Annotated in this window: 13 protein-coding genes and 2 pseudogenes; 5 read left to right on the forward strand and 10 right to left on the reverse strand. The window is 60.2% G+C overall.

What is annotated here, in order from left to right; genetic code table 11:
• Nucleotides 1–42 precede the first annotated feature (42 nt).
• Entirely contained in the window at nt 43–1,449 is a 1,407-nt protein-coding gene (locus tag ACYZT2_RS26910) for an adenosylmethionine--8-amino-7-oxononanoate transaminase (protein WP_461968773.1), read from the forward strand.
• A gap of 57 nt (nt 1,450–1,506) precedes the next feature.
• Nucleotides 1,507–2,226, forward strand: a complete 720-nt coding sequence (locus ACYZT2_RS26915) for a 16S rRNA (uracil(1498)-N(3))-methyltransferase (RefSeq protein WP_095127107.1) — start codon at nt 1,507–1,509, stop codon at nt 2,224–2,226.
• Nucleotides 2,227–2,278: 52 nt separating this feature from the next.
• On the opposite strand, the pseudogene ACYZT2_RS26920 reads toward ACYZT2_RS26915, so the two are convergent.
• Nucleotides 2,279–2,371, reverse strand: a pseudogene (locus tag ACYZT2_RS26920) (transporter substrate-binding domain-containing protein); the annotation flags it as partial.
• On the opposite strand from ACYZT2_RS26920, the pseudogene ACYZT2_RS26925 reads away from it, so the two are divergent.
• A pseudogene (locus ACYZT2_RS26925) lies at nt 2,363–2,662 on the forward strand (hypothetical protein); the annotation flags it as partial. The pseudogenes ACYZT2_RS26920 and ACYZT2_RS26925 overlap by 9 nt on opposite strands.
• A 13-nt stretch (nt 2,663–2,675) precedes the next feature.
• Here ACYZT2_RS26925 and trhA read toward each other — a convergent pair.
• From trhA to ACYZT2_RS26940, 3 genes are all read right to left on the reverse strand, one after another.
• Nucleotides 2,676–3,293 carry a PAQR family membrane homeostasis protein TrhA gene (gene trhA, locus ACYZT2_RS26930; RefSeq protein WP_461968775.1) on the reverse strand — a complete coding sequence of 206 codons (618 nt, stop codon included), beginning with the start codon at nt 3,291–3,293 and terminating at the stop codon, nt 2,676–2,678.
• Between the two features lie 290 nt (nt 3,294–3,583).
• Complete coding sequence (locus tag ACYZT2_RS26935) at nt 3,584–4,009, reverse strand: hypothetical protein (RefSeq protein WP_461968777.1); 426 nt, start codon at nt 4,007–4,009, stop codon at nt 3,584–3,586.
• The gene (locus tag ACYZT2_RS26940) at nt 3,972–4,601 is read right to left on the reverse strand and encodes a nucleotidyltransferase domain-containing protein (protein ID WP_461968779.1); all 630 of its coding nucleotides are present in this window, start codon (nt 4,599–4,601) and stop codon (nt 3,972–3,974) included. Before ACYZT2_RS26940 ends, ACYZT2_RS26935 begins: the two co-directional genes overlap by 38 nt.
• 545 nt (nt 4,602–5,146) lie before the next feature.
• On the opposite strand from ACYZT2_RS26940, the gene ACYZT2_RS26945 reads away from it, so the two are divergent.
• Entirely contained in the window at nt 5,147–5,524 is a 378-nt protein-coding gene (locus ACYZT2_RS26945; RefSeq protein WP_123357313.1) for a DUF6124 family protein, read from the forward strand.
• A 151-nt stretch (nt 5,525–5,675) separates the two neighbouring features.
• Here ACYZT2_RS26945 and ACYZT2_RS26950 read toward each other — a convergent pair whose 3' ends face one another.
• The 6 genes from ACYZT2_RS26950 to pilG form a co-directional block, all read right to left on the reverse strand.
• Nucleotides 5,676–6,134: a chemotaxis protein CheW gene (locus ACYZT2_RS26950; RefSeq protein WP_461968781.1), complete on the reverse strand. Its 459-nt coding sequence runs from the start codon at nt 6,132–6,134 to the stop codon at nt 5,676–5,678.
• Complete coding sequence (locus tag ACYZT2_RS26955; protein WP_461968783.1) at nt 6,127–12,030, reverse strand: Hpt domain-containing protein; 5,904 nt, start codon at nt 12,028–12,030, stop codon at nt 6,127–6,129. The genes ACYZT2_RS26950 and ACYZT2_RS26955 overlap by 8 nt, the downstream gene beginning before the upstream one ends.
• Before the next feature lie 37 nt (nt 12,031–12,067).
• Nucleotides 12,068–14,116 carry a methyl-accepting chemotaxis protein gene (locus ACYZT2_RS26960; RefSeq protein ID WP_461968785.1) on the reverse strand — a complete coding sequence of 683 codons (2,049 nt, stop codon included), beginning with the start codon at nt 14,114–14,116 and terminating at the stop codon, nt 12,068–12,070.
• A gap of 141 nt (nt 14,117–14,257) precedes the next feature.
• Nucleotides 14,258–14,812, reverse strand: coding sequence for a chemotaxis protein CheW (locus tag ACYZT2_RS26965; protein WP_461968787.1), 555 nt, complete (start codon nt 14,810–14,812; stop codon nt 14,258–14,260).
• 10 nt (nt 14,813–14,822) lie between these two features.
• A complete protein-coding gene (gene pilH / locus ACYZT2_RS26970) occupies nt 14,823–15,188 on the reverse strand; it encodes a twitching motility response regulator PilH (protein ID WP_008068134.1) in 366 nt (121 codons plus the stop codon).
• A gap of 57 nt (nt 15,189–15,245) precedes the next feature.
• Complete coding sequence (pilG, locus tag ACYZT2_RS26975; RefSeq protein WP_007939368.1) at nt 15,246–15,650, reverse strand: twitching motility response regulator PilG; 405 nt, start codon at nt 15,648–15,650, stop codon at nt 15,246–15,248.
• A gap of 233 nt (nt 15,651–15,883) precedes the next feature.
• On the opposite strand from pilG, the gene gshB reads away from it, so the two are divergent.
• Nucleotides 15,884–16,837, forward strand: coding sequence for a glutathione synthase (gene gshB, locus ACYZT2_RS26980; protein WP_461968790.1), 954 nt, complete (start codon nt 15,884–15,886; stop codon nt 16,835–16,837).
• Nucleotides 16,838–16,900: the final 63 nt, after the last annotated feature.

The raw sequence follows: 16,900 nt of genomic DNA on the forward strand, positions 1-16,900 counted from the left end.
GTTTGCCCGCGCACCAAGCGAGCCGCCTCGAGGAGACTGAACATGGGCCTGAATAATCAGTGGATGCAACGCGACCTCGCAGTGTTGTGGCATCCCTGCACCCAGATGAAAGACCACGAACAGCTGCCGCTGATCCCGATCAAACGCGGCGAAGGCGTCTGGCTGGAAGACTTCGAAGGCAAACGCTACCTCGACGCAGTCAGCTCCTGGTGGGTCAACGTGTTCGGGCACGCCAACCCGCGAATCAACCAGCGCATCAAGGATCAGGTCGATCAGCTGGAGCACGTGATCCTCGCCGGTTTCAGCCATCAGCCGGTGATCGAACTGTCGGAGCGTCTGGTGAAGATGACGCCCGAAGGCCTGACCCGGTGTTTCTATGCCGATAACGGTTCGTCGTGCATCGAAGTCGCGCTGAAAATGAGCTTTCACTACTGGCTCAACCGCGGCCAGCCGAACAAGAAGCGCTTCGTCACCCTCACCAACGGTTACCACGGCGAGACCATGGCGGCGATGGCGGTGGGCGACGTGCCGCTGTTCACCGAAACCTACAAAGCCCTGCTGATGGACACCATCAAGGTGCCGAGCCCCGATTGCTACCTGCGCCCCGAGGGCATGAGCTGGGAAGAACACTCGCGCAATATGTTTGCCGCCATGGAGCAGACGCTGGCCGACAACCACGACACCGTGGCCGCCGTGATTCTGGAGCCGCTGATTCAGGGCGCCGGCGGGATGCGCATGTATCACCCGGTGTACCTCAAGCTGCTGCGCGAGGCCTGTGATCGTTATGGCGTGCACCTGATCCACGATGAAATCGCCGTCGGCTTCGGCCGCACCGGAACGATGTTCGCCTGCGAACAGGCCGGCATCCGCCCGGACTTCCTCTGCCTGTCCAAGGCCCTGACCGGCGGTTACCTGCCGTTGGCGGCCTGCGTGACCACGGAAGATGTCTACAGCGCCTTCTATGACGACTACCCGACCCTGCGCGCCTTCCTGCATTCACACAGCTACACCGGCAATCCGCTGGCGTGCGCGGCGGCATTGGCGACGCTGGATATCTTCGAAGAAGACAACGTCATCGAGAACAACAAGGCCCTGGCCCAACGCATGGCCTCCTCCACCGCGCACCTGGTCGATCACCCGAACGTTGCCGAAGTGCGCCAGACCGGCATGGTGCTGGCCATCGAGATGGTCAAGGACAAGGCCAGCAAGACTGCTTATCCGTGGCAGGAACGTCGTGGCTTGAGAGTGTTCCAGCATGCACTGGAGCGTGGTGCTTTATTGCGGCCGTTGGGCAGCGTGGTGTATTTCCTGCCGCCGTACGTGATTACCCCGGAGCAAATCGATTTTCTGGCCGAAGTGGCCAGCGAAGGCATCGACATCGCGACTCGTGACAGCGTTAGCGTGGCGGTGCCGAAGGACTTTCATCCGGGCTTCCGAGATCCGGGCTGACTGGCAACGCTTATTCCGACGCTCTGCGTGGGAACGATCAAACTAAAGAGACCCCGCATGAGACTGTCCCGCTTCTTTATCGATGCCCCCTTGAGCACTGGCGAACACGAGTTGCCCGAGGCCCAGGCCCATTACATCAGCCGCGTGTTGCGCATGGCCGAGGGTGATGCGCTGCAACTGTTCGACGGTTCGGGCCATGAGTTTCGCGCCACGCTGGTGGAGGTCGGCAAGAAGCGCGTCGTGGTGCAGATCGATGAAAGCTTCGCTGGGCAGGTTGAGTCGCCATTGTCGATCCATCTCGGCCAGGGCTTGTCCCGTGGCGAGCGGATGGATTGGGCGATTCAGAAAGCCACCGAACTGGGGGTGACTGAAATCACCCCGATCTTCAGCGACCGCTGTGAAGTCCGGCTGAAGGATGAGCGCGCCGACAAACGCCTGATGCACTGGCGTCAGGTGGCGATCAGCGCCTGCGAGCAATGCGGGCGTTCACGGGTGCCGGTGATTCATCCGCCGCTGTTGTTGGCCGATTGGCTGAAGCAGACGGAAGCCGAATTGAAGCTGGTGCTGCACCCGGTGGCCGAGCCACTGGTGAGCCATGCGAAACCGGCGACACTGGCTTTTTTGATTGGCCCGGAAGGCGGATTGTCCGACGCTGAAGTCGAGCAGGCCAAGGCTGGCGGCTTTCATGCCGCCCGCCTCGGCCCTCGCGTGCTGCGCACCGAAACCGCGCCGGTGGTGGCATTGGCCGTTGCCCAACAGCTTTGGGGTGACTTCTAGGGCCTGCTCGCGAAGGCCGGCGACGCGGTCTACAAGACATAAAAAACAGAAACTATTGCACCGGATCACTCACCGGTTTAGCGATGATTGCCTTCAGCTCGCTGGTCATCGGGAATTCCAGGTTCAGGCCTTTGGGGGTGCTGGGCTAGCAGTAATCGACCCGTTTACCGCGCTCGGCGCGTCCCCTGCCGCCACGGCGATTCGACCTCTGGCGCCAGCGTTACCGATCACGTTGTATGCGGTCACCCGCGCCGACGAACCGCCGCCACACACCTTGAGCGACTTGTTGCAGGTGTTCAGCCGACGGGCGCAGGCGCAATTGGATCACCTGTGTCCCACCTTGGAGCGAGGCTTGCCCACGAAGAACGAAAACGCGGTGTACCTGATATACCGCGGGGCCTTGTTCGCGGGCAAGCCTCGCTCCTACAGATTTTGAGCTGCAATGCGCTCTACAAGACATAAAACAGAATCGCCACAAAGTGCAGCAAGCTCCCGGCGATCACGAACAGATGCCAGATCCCATGGGCATGGCGCAAACGACTATCCAGCGCAAAAAAGACAATGCCCACGGTGTACAGCACGCCGCCCGACGCCAGCCAGGCGAAACCTGTACTGCCCAACGCCGCCAGTAACGGCTTGACCGCCACCAGCACGATCCAGCCCATCACCGCGTAGATCACGATCGACAGAATCCGCGCTTCCGAGCGGGGTTTGATCTCTTGCAGAATGCCGATCAGCGCCAGCCCCCAGACAATCCCGAACAGCGTCCAGCCCCACGGCCCACGCAGGGTGACCAGGCAGAACGGCGTGTAACTGCCAGCAATCAGCAGGTAGATCGAAAAATGATCGACCTTCTGCATGATCTCTTTTTTCCGGCCGCGCACGCTGTGGTACACGGTCGAGGCACTGTAGAGCACCAACAACGTGAAACCGTAAATCGCCACGCTGACAATCTTCCACGGACTGCCGTCCATACTGGCGATCACCAGCAGCCACACACCCCCGACAAACGCCGCCACCGCCCCAACCAAATGCGTCCAGGCGTTCAATCTTTCCCCGTGATACATGTGTTGCTCACCTCAACGTTCGTTGCAACAGCGCGTAAGGCTCAGGCTTGAAGGTTAAAAGCGCAATGTTTCAAAACACAAATTCCACTGTAGGAGCTGCCGAAGGCAGCGATCTTTTGATCTTGATTTTCGGCCATGTCGCCTGCATCGCGGGCAAGCCTCGCTCCTACGGGTATATGTCGTTCACAGAAACCGCATTTCACACCAATCCGTAGGAGCGAGCGGTGCGGCGATCCGACTTGCCCGCGAAGAGGCAAGAAATAATCCCTGCAGTTTTCAATGACGGAGCATTACACTCCGGTCATCTGCTGCTGTACGTGAATAAATAGCTGCTCGGTGCTTTCCAATAGCTGCGCCAACAACGCCGGATCTTCATCCATATAGCCTTCGTACTCCGCCAAGTTTCGTCGTTCATGACACAGGGCGAATAGCCGAACCTGTACTTTGCCAATATCAGCGGTATAAATCAGGCACTGAAACACCAGATATCGCTTGTCTGAACGGTAGCCGCACAAGCGAAGAGCCGTCAGTGCAAGGGCATGGGCAGCGTTGTAAGCCAGGTCGAAACGACTCGCGAAGGAAAGCGAAGACGTTTGCGCGTCTTTCAATCGATCCACAGCCGAACGCATGAGCCCTTCGCATTCCTTGCGATCCAGCGGCTCAGCTTTCAGTCCACCGCTACGTAACAGATTCTCCAGGTTCTCGTTGCTGCCCATCCTTGGACTCCAAAGGGTTTCCCCCCATCAGATTGATCTTGTCCTGCTGCGCTACCCGCACGACAAAACTGTTTTCAGCCGCCAGTTTCGCGACCCAGTCGTCGGGGGTGTAGAGCGTCGGGTTGAGGACGCGGCCCAACTGCTCTTCCATCGGTATAAGCCGCTCCATCACTTCACTGTAGTGAAGGCCCTCGCCGATCAGCATGAGATCAATGTCACTGGATGCGTTTGCCTGATCCTTGGCGATAGAGCCGTACACAAATGCCCAAGTGATCTGTTCGACAAAGGGTTGGAGCGCCTGACGCAGAGGCTCGGCAATACCAAAGGTTTTGCGGGCGATGCCCAGCAGTTCGGCATAGATCGGGCAGTCGGGATTGGCTTGATAGTGGGTCTGGTTGCCCTGACGGGTCATGGTCAGCACGCCTGCCCGCTGCAACCGATCCAGTTCGCGCATGAGGCTGCCTTTACCCACTTGAGCCCAGCGGGCGATCTCGTTGGCATAAAAACTTCGGTCGGGTTTACCAAACAGCAGGCCGAGCACTTTTTGCTGGGTGGTGGTGAACAAGGCTTCGCTTAGTGACAGGTTTTTCACGGCAACGACCGATAAGTCCCAAAAAAGGAACGATAGGTCCCTTTTTGGGAATCTTCAACCTGACGCAGCGTAAACCATTGTTCTCGGTGTACCTGATACACCTCGGTTGCAGGTTTTGGGGCTGCTTCGCAACCCAGCGGGAGCAAGCTCCCTCGCCACAGGGGAGGTCCGACCGCTTGGGGTTTTGTGTTTAAAAGTTTGTCCGCTGGAACGGTGAGAGGCTACGCAATCTGGCGTCGCTGCCTACAGCAATGCCGGAACCCGCTGACTGGTGCGGTTTTGCGTTGATCTTTATCGTTTGTGTGTCGCTGACAACCTCAGCGACCGGGTTTGGAACCCCGAGGTGTAGACGGCGTAAAAGCGCCTTTCATAACGTATGCTTGCGCACCTTTAATGTGTGCACTCCGTTATGGCGGCTGTGCGCGGGAGACCTTCGTGTCTGCCGGGTTTTGTCCGTTTACCCCGGGTTCCAACCTGCGTACAGCTGCCACCCCTTCGATTGGAACCCGAGGGAGCAGCTGAAACTCATTAAATGGAGCTTCACTATGTTCAAAGCTACTCCCAACCCGCCAGAATCCGGGACCGATTCCCAAGCATCCCTCGATGCAGAAAAAATGAAGGAAGCCGCTGACCGCGCCTTCTCCCATTACTTCCCGTCACCCCACGAAAAACCCGCCAAACGCCGTAAGTCCCAGCTCTTCACCGTCTCCCCCGATATCGACACCGAAGCCCTTCTGGCCAACGCCTCCGAAGACCTGCTGTCCATCAGCGCCATTGCTGCCGATCTGGCGGACGATGTGGAAGGCTCACGCCGCTCTGTAGCCTTGGCGCTCAGTCGTTTGGCAGATGGCGTGCAGTTGTTGGTGGAGCGGGTGCTGGATCATCATGAGTCGTTGCAGATGAAAGCCCAGGCCGGGGTTTAACGCAGAAACCTTTGTTCATGATCGTTCCCACGCTCTGCGTGGGAATGCAGCCCGGGACGCTCTGCGTCCCTTTCGCGAGATGGAACGCGGAGCGTCCCTTGAGGCATGCCTTTGCTGCGCGTGGGAACGATCAGTTGGGGCCAGTCAACGATCAGCTGGCTAAACCGGCCTTTACGAGCAGCTCCTCCAGCGCCAACAAATCCGGCACCTTGGCCACTTGCTCCCCCACCTGTACCGCCGCCTGCTCCAGCGCACACAACGGCACATCGACATAACTCAACTGACTGTCGAGCTTGTAAGAGCGCGGAATCCCCTGTACCAGCAGCGCAATGAACTTCAGCTCAGGCCGCCCGCCGAGGGCGTTGAGGATGACGATCCGTGCTCGCTCACCGATCACCACTTTGTTGCCACACGCCGACTCGAAACTGAGCAACGGAATCTGCCGATCCCGCCACTTCACCAACCCCAGATACCACGGCGGTGTGTCGAGGTCGAAGGCGCCGGGTTGGTAATCGATGAGTTCAGCGACAGCGACGTTGGGCAGGATCAGGTTGCGGTCAGCCAAGGGCAATAAAAGCCCAGTGAGATTGCTGGAGCGATGCTCATACATGGGTTTTGCTCCATCGGGCGATGCTGTCGAGCAGCACCGATTCCTGGTATGGCTTGCCGAGGTAGTCGTTGACGCCGATGGCCATGGCGCGGTCGCGGTGTTTCTGGCCGGTACGGGAGGTGATCATGATGATCGGCAGATGCTGCAAGCGCTCGTCGGCGCGAATCTGGGTGGCCACTTCGAAGCCATCCATGCGCGGCATTTCGATGTCCAGCAGCATCAGGTCGGGCATGTGTTCTTCGAGCAGCAACATGGCGTCGACCCCGTCCTTGGCGGTCAGCACGTTCATGCCGTGGCGCTCCAGCAGACGGCTGGTGACCTTGCGCACGGTGACCGAATCGTCGACCACCAGCACCAGCAACGGCCGTTGCGACTCGGGCTCTACGTCCTGCGTCACCGGTCGTTGCGGCACCCGCGTTTGCATGGCGCGGATCGGCGACAGCAAGTCGAGAATCAGCACCACCCGGCCATCGCCGAGAATCGTCGCGCCGGACAAATTTTGCACCGCGGCGAACTGCGGGCCAAGGCTTTTGACCACGATTTCCCGGGTGCCGGCCATGGCATCCACCTGCACCGCGACATGCCGTTCGTTGCACTGCACCAGCAACACCGGCAACGGCAGGCTCTGGCCCAGCAGCTTCGGGCGGGTGCTGGTTTTCAGCAGCTCGCCGAGATAGCACAATTCATAACGTTGCCCGGCATATTCGTAGGTCGGCGGATCGAGCCGGTAATGCCCTTCGAGTTCGTTGGGCAACACACGAACGATGCCGTCGATGGTGTTCAGCGGGATCGCGTATTGATCCTCCCCGCATTGCACCATTAGCGCGCGGTTGACCGACACGGTGAACGGCAGGCGAATCCGGAAATGCACGCCCTGCCCAGGCACAGAGTCGATGATCATGCTGCCGCCGAGCTGCCGGACTTCTTCGTGAACCACGTCCATGCCCACGCCACGCCCAGAGATCTGAGTGATTTTTTCGGCGGTGGAAAACCCCGGTTGCAAGATGAATTGCAGCACGTCGCGGTCGCTGATGTCGCTGTCCGGGTCGAGCAACCCGCGCTTGATCGCCTTGCGCCGCACGGCGTCCAGCGGCACGCCGGCACCGTCGTCGCGGATGTCGAAAATGATGTCGCCACCCTCTCGCGACAGGTCGAGGGTGATCTTGCCTTGGGCCGGTTTGCCGGCCGCAATACGCACCTCGGTCGATTCCAGCCCATGGTCGACGGCGTTGCGCAGCATGTGTTCCAGCGGCGCGGCCATGCGTTCGAGGACGTTGCGGTCCATCTCGCCTTCGGCGTTGCCAACGACGAAGTCCACGTCCTTGCCCAGTTCGCTGGCGACCTGCCGAACGATGCGTTTCAAACGCGGCAGCATTCGTTCGAACGGCACCATGCGCGTACGCATCAGGCCTTCTTGCAATTCGGTGTTGATGCGGCCCTGCTGTTGCAGCAGGTTTTCCGCGTCATGATTGCGCCGTTCGAGGGTTTCCTTGAGGTCGAGCAGGTCGGAAGCAGACTCGAACAGCGCCCGCGACAGCTGTTGCAGCTGCGAGTGACGGTCCATCTCCAGCGGGTCGAACTCTTCGTAGCCCAGGCGCTCGGCTTCGACTTGCTGACGGCTGAGAATCCGCCCCTGGGTTTCGGTATCGAGACGGCGCAACTGGTCGCGCATACGCTCGATGGTGGTTTCCATCTCGCTCAGCGCCACCCGTGCATCGTTGACCTGTTGTTCGATGCGGCCACGGAAGATTGAAGTTTCCCCGGCCAGGTTGACCAGGTCGTCGAGCAATTCTGCCGAGACCTTGACCGTGTCAGTGCCTTCAGGTTGGGGTGCGGCTGGCTCGGCTTTGGGCGCTATGGGCAGCGTCACGGGTGCCGATGTTTCGGTCACCGCCGGATGGCTGAAATTCTGGATCGCGTCGATCAGCCGATCGGCCGGCGGCAATGGCTGACCGGCGCGGGCGGCGTCGAGCATCTGCGCCAGTCGGTCATGGCTGCGTTGCAACAACGAGAATAACTCGGTGGTGGGTTGCAGCACGCCCGCCGACAAGCCTTCGTAGAGGAATTCCAGTTCATGGGCCAAGTCGCCAATCGGCACAATCTCCACCATCCGTGCGCCACCCTTGAGGGTGTGCAGGTCGCGCAGCAGGGTTTCCACTTCCTGGCGATTCGACGGCTCGGCTTCCCAGCGCAACAGTGCCGCGCCGGAGTTTTCGATGATGTCGAAACCTTCCTCGAGGAAGATTTCCAGAAGCTCGGGATCATGGCCGGCCGAGTCATCGCTGACCGCTGGCTCGATCACCCCGGCGCTGCCGGCATTGCCCTGACGAAACTCACGAATGGCTTCGATCAATTCGCCCGGGTCACCCAACGGACGATTGTGCTGCAACTGATCAAGGAACATGGCCAGTCGGTCATGGCTCTGTTGCAGCAACTGCGCCAGCGCTTCGCTGTGGCTGTAACGGCGGTCCACCAGACCTTCGTAAAGGCTTTCCAGTTCATGAGCCAGATCGCCGACCGGCCCGACCTCGGCCATCCGCGCACCGCCCTTGAGGGTGTGCAGGTCGCGCTGCAAGGACGACAGCGGGGCGGCGTTGTCCGGATCACTCAGCCAACGCTGCAAGGCCTGGCCGGCGCTTTCGAGGATATCCACCGCCTCTTCAAGGAAGATCGAAACGATTTCGTCGTCCAGCTCCACCTGCGTCGCGCTTTGCTCCAACTCGGCGGTGGCACTGCCCAGTTCCCGGATGCTCAGGGTGCGACTGCCGTCGCTGCGGATCAGGCCCATGGACGAGGGATCGAGACTCTCGTCGAGCAAGCCGCGCAAGGCCCGAATGCGCTCCGGTTGCGCAGTGACTTCCTGGCCGGCGGCCAGCTCGTCGAGCATGTTGATCAGCGCTTCATGGGCACTTTGCGCCTCGTGGAAAAACCTGTCGCTGACCGCCAGGCTGCTTTCTTCCACCGCGCCATAAAGGTCGAGCAACGCTTCGCAGAGCTCATCTACCGGATGCAGATCGGCCAGCTGCGCGCCTTCGCCGAGGGTGGTCAATTCGTCCAGCAGCGCACTGAGTTCCTGCCGCTCGCCGGGATGCTGCTGCCAGCGCTGCAACAGGCTTTCGGCGTCCAGCAGGATGTCCATGCCCTGGGCGAGGAAGTTGTTGATCAGTTGCGGATCGCGTTTGATGCGCAGCTCCGTATCGGGCGCACTCAACAGGCTTTGCAGACGCTCGGCCAGCAATGCGTGGGTTCGCTCGATCAACGAGCGGGCGTCGGGGATTTCAGCCAGCGGATCGCTCTTGAGCTGGCGCAGCCCAAGGCGGAACAGCCCTTCGGCTTCCAGCAGCAATTCGACTTCGTCCAGATCAAGGGCAATTCGGTGGGCCTTGTACTCCCGGGCCAGTTGATCCAGCGACGCCGCCAATTCGGCAATCGGCAGCACGCCGGCCATCGAGGCGCTGCCCTTGAGCGTGTGCAACGCCCGTTGCAACTCGTCGCTGGCCTGAAGCGGTACGTGCTCGGAGGCTTGGTCGAGGAAGCGGTTGAGGCTGCTCAAATGGGTTTCGGCTTCGTTGCGGAAGATCTCCAGCAACAGTGGATCGAGCGCCGCGACATCCTGCACGTCCTCATCGGACACAGGCTTATCACCCTTGGCCAAGGCATGGGCGCGGGCGGCCAATTGATCGACATCGTTGCGTTGGCGCTGGGCATTGGCGGCGAATTCGGTCACCAATTCCGGCAGCAGCTTCAGCGCATCGCCCACCAGTTGTTGCACCGCCGGCCCTGGGGCGACGCTGTGTTCCAGCACGCGATTGAGTAGGTTTTCCACCGCCCAGGCCAACTCACCCAGCACCAGCGCACGGACCATACGGCCACTGCCTTTGAGGGTGTGGAAGGCACGGCGCAATTCACTCAAGACCGATGTACTGTCGGGGTTGGCCGACCAGCGCGGCAGATACTCTTTGAGGATTTCCAGCACCTCGTCAGTTTCTTCGAGGAAGACTTCCCGCAATTCATCGTCCACCGGTTCTTCACCGGCGGGCGGCGGCAACAGGCTACCTGGCGTCGTCAGCGCAGGCGGGTTGACGGACGATACGGGGCTGGCCAACACATCGGCCAGAGACTGAACGGTTTCAGGGTCGTCCAGTTCCTGCATGTCTTGCATGACCAGGGCTTCACTGGGGCTGAGCACATCCTTGAGCATCGGCACCTGCTGTTCACTGGGGAAGAAGCCGAGTGAGGCCAGGCCTTTTTCCGCGATGTCGAGCAGGTGTTCCCCCGGTGCTTCGGGGTCGTCGCCGAGGCGTTCCAGGTAATATTCGATGCTGGTGATGACGTCGGCCAGGCTGTCCAGTTGCTGCCAGCCAGGCTGGCCCGGGTCCACCAGCAGATGCTCGCGGATGAAGCCGTTGCAGGTCTCGACCAGGCTCGCCGCGCGAGCCAACGGAATCATCGACAATGCGCCACGCACTTGGGTCAGCAACGCCGGCAAGGGTTGCAGATGCTGGCGGTCCCAGTCGGCGTCGATGTAGTCGACGATCATGTCCTTGGCCTGTTGCAGGCAAATGCGCGCTTCCTTGATCACGATCTGATGGATCTGCGTCAGATCGGTGGTCGGCAGACGGCTGTCTTCCTGGCTTTCCGGCTCCACGGTACCGACCATGCCGGCCAGGGTCGCTTCGACGTAGAGCAAGGCGCCGGCGACATCCATGAGGGTCGCGTCGTTAGGTTCACGCTGGCCTTGGGCGAGGCTCAGCACCACCGCCAATTGATCGATGATGACTTTGCGCGGCTGGCCGAAACCGAGCACCGCCAAGGTGTCGGCGATTTGCCGCAGGGGCGCCAGCAGGCTTTCGAGGTCGGAGGTGTGCTGGCGGTCGCTGCGCACGAACAAGTCCAGGCGCTCCTTGACCCGCACCAGCTCTTCGCACAGCGCCGACAATACCGAGCGCATGGCGTCGCGGTCAGGGCCGGCCAGCCTTGCTCGTTCTTCATCGACCGTCGCGCCGTCGGGTAGCGCGTCGTCAAGGGAGTAGCGATCTTTCATGGTCAGCATCTGCCCGGTGGGGTGTTCGGCCTTGGCAATATAGAACAACAAACTCTTGAGCAGCTCCGGCAGTGCCGGTTGATTGATGCCGGGCATGCCCTGTTCGAGCAAACGCTTGAGCTCTTTGTCGGCGTCCTTGAACAGGCTGCGCAACGCCGGGCTGTTGACGATCGAGCCATTGCGCATGCCCTCGACCAGTGCCGAAGCGACTTGCCATAACGGGCTCAGCGGCGCGTTGTCGCATAGCGCCTCGAGGCGCGCAAACACCTTGGCCAAATAACCGAAGTGGGTTTCGTCATCCTGCTCGCGCAACAAACCGACCAGCGCCATCTGCAACATCTGCCGCAACTTGCGCAGCACATTCGGCAAGTCGGACGGTTCAAGCAGTGCCAGCGCTTCCGGGCTCAGGGGCGGCAGCTCCGGCAGTTGCGGGCTGAACAAACTGGTTTCCGACAACAGGCTTTCGCCGCGAGCGCTACGCAGGTCGTTGATCAGCGGCAACAGCACCAGCGGTAAGTCACGACGGGCGCCTTGCACTCGGTCGAGGTAAGTCGGCAATTGCCCCAACGCGTGCAGCAACAGATGGATCGCCTCGTCACAATGGCTGACGCGGTTCTGCTGCAAGGCGCTGGTCAGCTGCTCGATTTCTTCGGCGAGCAGGGCCGCGCCGTAAAACTCGACCATCTGCAAACTGCCGTGAACCTGATGGACACAGGCCAGACACTCGCTCAGCGCGTGCGTCGCCTGCGGGTCGTCGATCAGGGCTTCGATTGCCTGATGAGCCTGCTTCAGCGTTTCGGCAATCTCGCCTTTGACCCACTCAAGGGCCACATAGTCGTGCCGATCACCCATAACCACTCCAATCAAGATGCATCCGCCCAGAGGCGGTTCAAGCGTTGTCCGCAGACTTGGCCGGCAAGGTGAAACCCGACACCGAACGTCGCAGCTGGCTGGCCATTTTCGCCAGGTTGCCAATGCTCTCGGCGGTGGCAGTGGAGCCGGACGAGGTCTGCGTGGTGATCTGCTGGATCACGTTCATCGTCAGGGAAATCTGGCCGGCCGACGAAGTCTGTTGCTGCGCGGCGTTGGAAATACTCTGGATCAGTGCCGCGAGGGTCTTCGATACACCTTCGATTTCTTCCAGGGCCACCCCGGCATCCTGCGCCAGACGCGCGCCGCGCACCACTTCGGTGGTGGTCTGTTCCATGGAAATCACCGCCTCGTTGGTGTCGGTCTGAATCGCCCGCACCAGCGTTTCGATCTGCCGGGTGGCCGCGGACGAACGCTCGGCCAGACGCTGCACCTCGTCGGCCACCACCGCAAAACCGCGTCCGGCATCACCGGCCATGGACGCCTGAATCGCCGCGTTGAGGGCGAGGATGTTGGTCTGATCGGCAATGTCATCGATCAGGCTGACAATGTCGCCGATTTCCTGAGAAGACTCCCCCAGCCGTTTGATGCGCTTGGCGGTGTCCTGAATCTGTTCGCGAATATTGTCCATGCCATGGATGGTGTTGTGCACCACTTCGTTGCCCTTGTTGGCGATCTCCACCGAACGTTCGGCCACCGCAGAGGATTCGGCGGCGTTGGCCGAGACCTGATCGATGGACTGGGCCATGTCGTTGATGGCCATGGAGGCTTCGGAAATCTGCTGCGCCTGATGCTCCGAGGCTTGGGCCAGGTGCATGGCGGTGGCCTGGGTTTCCTGCACGGCGGCGGCGACCTGGCCGGCGGTGAGGTTGATGGTTGCTACCAGATCGCGCAGCTGGTCGACGGAATAGTTGATCGAGTCCGCAATGGTGCCGGTGAAGTCCTCGGTCACCGAGGCGGTCACGGTCAGGTCGCCGTCGGCGAGGTCTTCGATTTCGTCCAGCAAACGCATGATCGCATTTTGGTTGCGCTCGTTCTTCTCGGCGGTTTCACGCAGTTGACGGTTGGTTTCGCGCACCATCACCAGGCCGATGAGAATGATCGACATCAGCGCCAACAAGCCCAGCACATAGCCACCGATGGTATCGGTGTTGCGCCCGCCGGCGAGGTTTTCGAAACGGCTGGCCAGTTGCGAGGCTTCATCGAGCAGGGTTTGCGACAGGGTAAAGATGTTGGTGGCCGATTCGCGGACCTTGAACAGCTGCGGCGAGGTTTCGAGGATTTCGTCCACCGAACCCGACACGAATTCGAACAGTTCGGAAATCTCGGTCAACCGGGCGCGCGCATCACGGTCTTCGACCTGGCTGATTTTCAGTGCCGCATTGCCTTGAAGCATGCCGTTGAGCACCAGGCCGAAACGCGCCGCGTCGCGACCGAAAGCGTCGGCCGCCTGCTGCGAATTTTCATCGCCGGACAGCACGGTGTTCACTGCACCGAGAATTCGCTCGGCCAGCAGCGACTGACGCTGGGCCATCGCCACCTGAGTGGCCGGGGCGCCACGTTGCAGAAGGGTTTCGACGACCTTTTCGTATTCGACCTGCAACTGCGGCACCGTTTCGGCCAGGGTCGCGGCGACTTGATGCAAGGACAACACGGTCTGTTCACTGGAGAGGATGGCGTCGGTGTTTTTCAGCAGACGCTCCCAATCCAGCTGCACGGCGCGCATTTCCGGGCGCACGTCGGACGGTGCCGGCGGCAGGCCGGTGGAAGGATCGCCTTTCTTCAGATAGCCCCAACGCTGGGCGAAGTCGTTGCGCGCATCGCTGAGCAACTTGAACGCCGCGGCCTTGCCGGCGGCGGCTTCGGTGGCGTTCTTGGCAATGCGTTGAGACAGCACGCGCAGCTCACCGGCGTGGCCGATGTACTGTTTGTCGTAATTCGCCTGGGTGTTGAGGTACGCGAAATTGGCAAACAGCAGCATGATGAAGACGATCAGCGCGATAAACAGCACGATGATCTGCGACCGACTGCGCGACCCTTCTGGCTTGCCTGTTTTTGCTTTTATCATCGGTCCTCGCCTGTTAACCAACACCCTGTAAAGCTTGCCGAAGAACCTGTGGGAGCGAGCCTGCTCACGATTCAGGCGCCGCGGTGTATCAGGAAGCACCGCGTTATCGTTCAATCGCGAGCAGGCTCGCTCCCACAGGGTTTACAGCGCCACGTTCATGAATCCTTGCGACTGCGCCAACGCAAACGGGCTGAATACCTGCCACTTCTGTTCACGCTGAAACCGGCCTTTGACGAACGCCGACATCGGCCCTTGCAAGTCATCGACCGGCACCGGCTCCAGACTGTCCTGGGCAAAGTGCTGAAGGCCGAAGACCTCGTCGACCATCAACCCTGCAAACACGTCTTTGTGCTCCACCACCAATATCCGCCGCTGCTTGCGCAAGGCAGGCAGTTCATGGCCAGGCTCATAACCATAAAAAAAGCCATACAAGTCCATGATCGGCAGCAGGCGCCCGCGCAGGTTAGCCACGCCCTTGACCCAAGGCTTGACCCCCGGCAATTGGGTAACGCGCGGTTCGTGCAGGACTTCGCTGACTTCGCGCATGGGCGCGACGTACCAATGCTCGCCCAAGCGAAAGCCGATGCCGCTCCAGCTGTCCTGTCGGGTCGGCTGGGACGGCAGGTCCGCGGCCAGCAGACGACAGCGCTGGTCAATCTGCAGCAGCAGTTCGAAAGCCGTCAGCGACTCGGCCATGACCGGACGATCAACCGGCCAGCACGTTGTTCAGGGTCTTGATCAGTGTTTCTTCGTCGACCGGTTTGGTCAGGTAGTCCTTGGCGCCCTGGCGTGTGCCCCAGACTTTGTCGGTTTCCTGATCCTTGGTGGTGATGATGATCACCGGAATGTGCCCGGTTTCCGGGTCTTTGGTCAGCTGACGGGTCGCCTGGAAACCATTGAGGCCGGGCATGACGATGTCCATCAGCACTGCGTCGGGTTTTTCCTGACGGGCCAGGGCCACGCCGTCGGCGCCGTTTTCGGCTTTCAACACCTCATGACCGTGCTTTTCGAGCATGCCGGTCAATTTGTACATTTCGGTCGGCGAGTCATCGACGATCAGAATACGTGCCATGGTCTTCCCCATTCTTGTCGACACCGGGCCCCATGGCCGAGCGTCACTGTGCGTGTCCTACTGCGGCGAAACGGCGGCGAAGCCCGGTACATGGGCCTGAATCGCGTTCAGCAGTTCTTCCTTGCTGAAAGGCTTGGTCAAAAACTGGTCGGAACCGACGATCCGACCCTTGGCCTTGTCGAACAACCCGTCCCTGGACGACAGCATAATCACTGGCGTGGACTTGAACGCACTGTTGTTCTTGATTAAAGCGCAGGTCTGATAACCATCCAGACGCGGCATCATGATGTCGACAAAGATGATGCCGGGGTGATTGTCGGCAATCTTGGCCAGGGCATCGAAACCATCGATTGCGGTGATGACTTCACAGCCCACATTTTTCAACAGCGTTTCGGCGGTGCGACGAATCGTTTTCGAATCATCGATCACCATGACCTTCAAGGCGCTGGAATGCTGTTCCATAGTGGCTCTACCGTCGCCTTTGTGAATCAAATTGTCCGTTTACCGCTCATCGGCGACTCGAAACCCTTGATACTCAAGGGCTAGCCCGACATGGCAGTCTTTTTAGCACAGTCTCCCCCTCCAATCTATCGGGCGACCCTGGCGGTGGTTTTTCCTTGACCGGGAACACACTCAGCGCCACTCTGACGCCACTTTTTCACAACACTTTCCACCCCAATTTCGAGGAAAACCCCATGAGCGTTCGCGTCGGGATTGTCATGGATCCTATCGCCAGCATCTCCTATAAAAAGGATAGCTCGCTGGCCATGCTGCTGGCCGCGCAAAAGCGTGGCTGGGAACTGTTCTATATGGAACAGCGCGATTTGTATCAGGCCGAAGGCGAGGCTCGCGGGCGGATGCGTCCGCTGAAGGTGTTCGCCAACCCGGAAAAATGGTTTGAGCTGGGCGCTGAAAGCGACGCGTTGCTGAGCGACCTGGACGTGATCCTGATGCGCAAGGATCCCCCGTTCGACATGGAATTCGTCTATTCCACGTATTTGCTGGAACAAGCGGAAAATGCCGGCGTACTGGTGGTGAACAAACCGCAAAGCCTGCGTGACTGCAACGAAAAGCTGTTCGCCACGCTGTTCCCGCAGTGCACGCCGCCGACTATCGTCAGCCGGCGCCCGGACGTGTTGCGTGAATTCGCCGACCATCACGGTGACGTGATCCTCAAGCCGCTGGACGGCATGGGCGGCTCGTCGATCTTCCGTCACACCGCTGGCCATCCGAACCTGTCGGTGATTCTCGAAACCCTGACCTTGCATGGCCGTCAACAGATCATGATCCAGGGCTACCTGCCGGCGATCGTTGATGGCGACAAACGCATCCTGATGATCGACGGCGAGCCGGTGGATTACTGCCTGGCCCGGATTCCCGCGCTCGGTGAAACCCGTGGCAACCTCGCCGCCGGTGGCCGTGGCGAAGCCCGACCGCTGACAGAGAAAGATCGCTGGATCGCCGAGCAAGTCGGCCCGACCCTGCGTGAGAAGGGCTTGCTGTTCGTCGGTCTCGACGTGATCGGTGAGCATCTGACTGAAATCAACGTCACCAGCCCGACGTGCATTCGTGAGATCGATAACGCGTTCGGCACCGACATTGGTGGCCTTTTGATGGATGCCATCGATCAGAAGCTCAAGACTCGTTGATCGAGAACAGCCAAGAAGCAACCAACATTGCGTTATCATCCCCGGCCTGTAAAAAACGCGATG

This window comes from Pseudomonas sp. MDT1-85 (assembly GCF_054898065.1).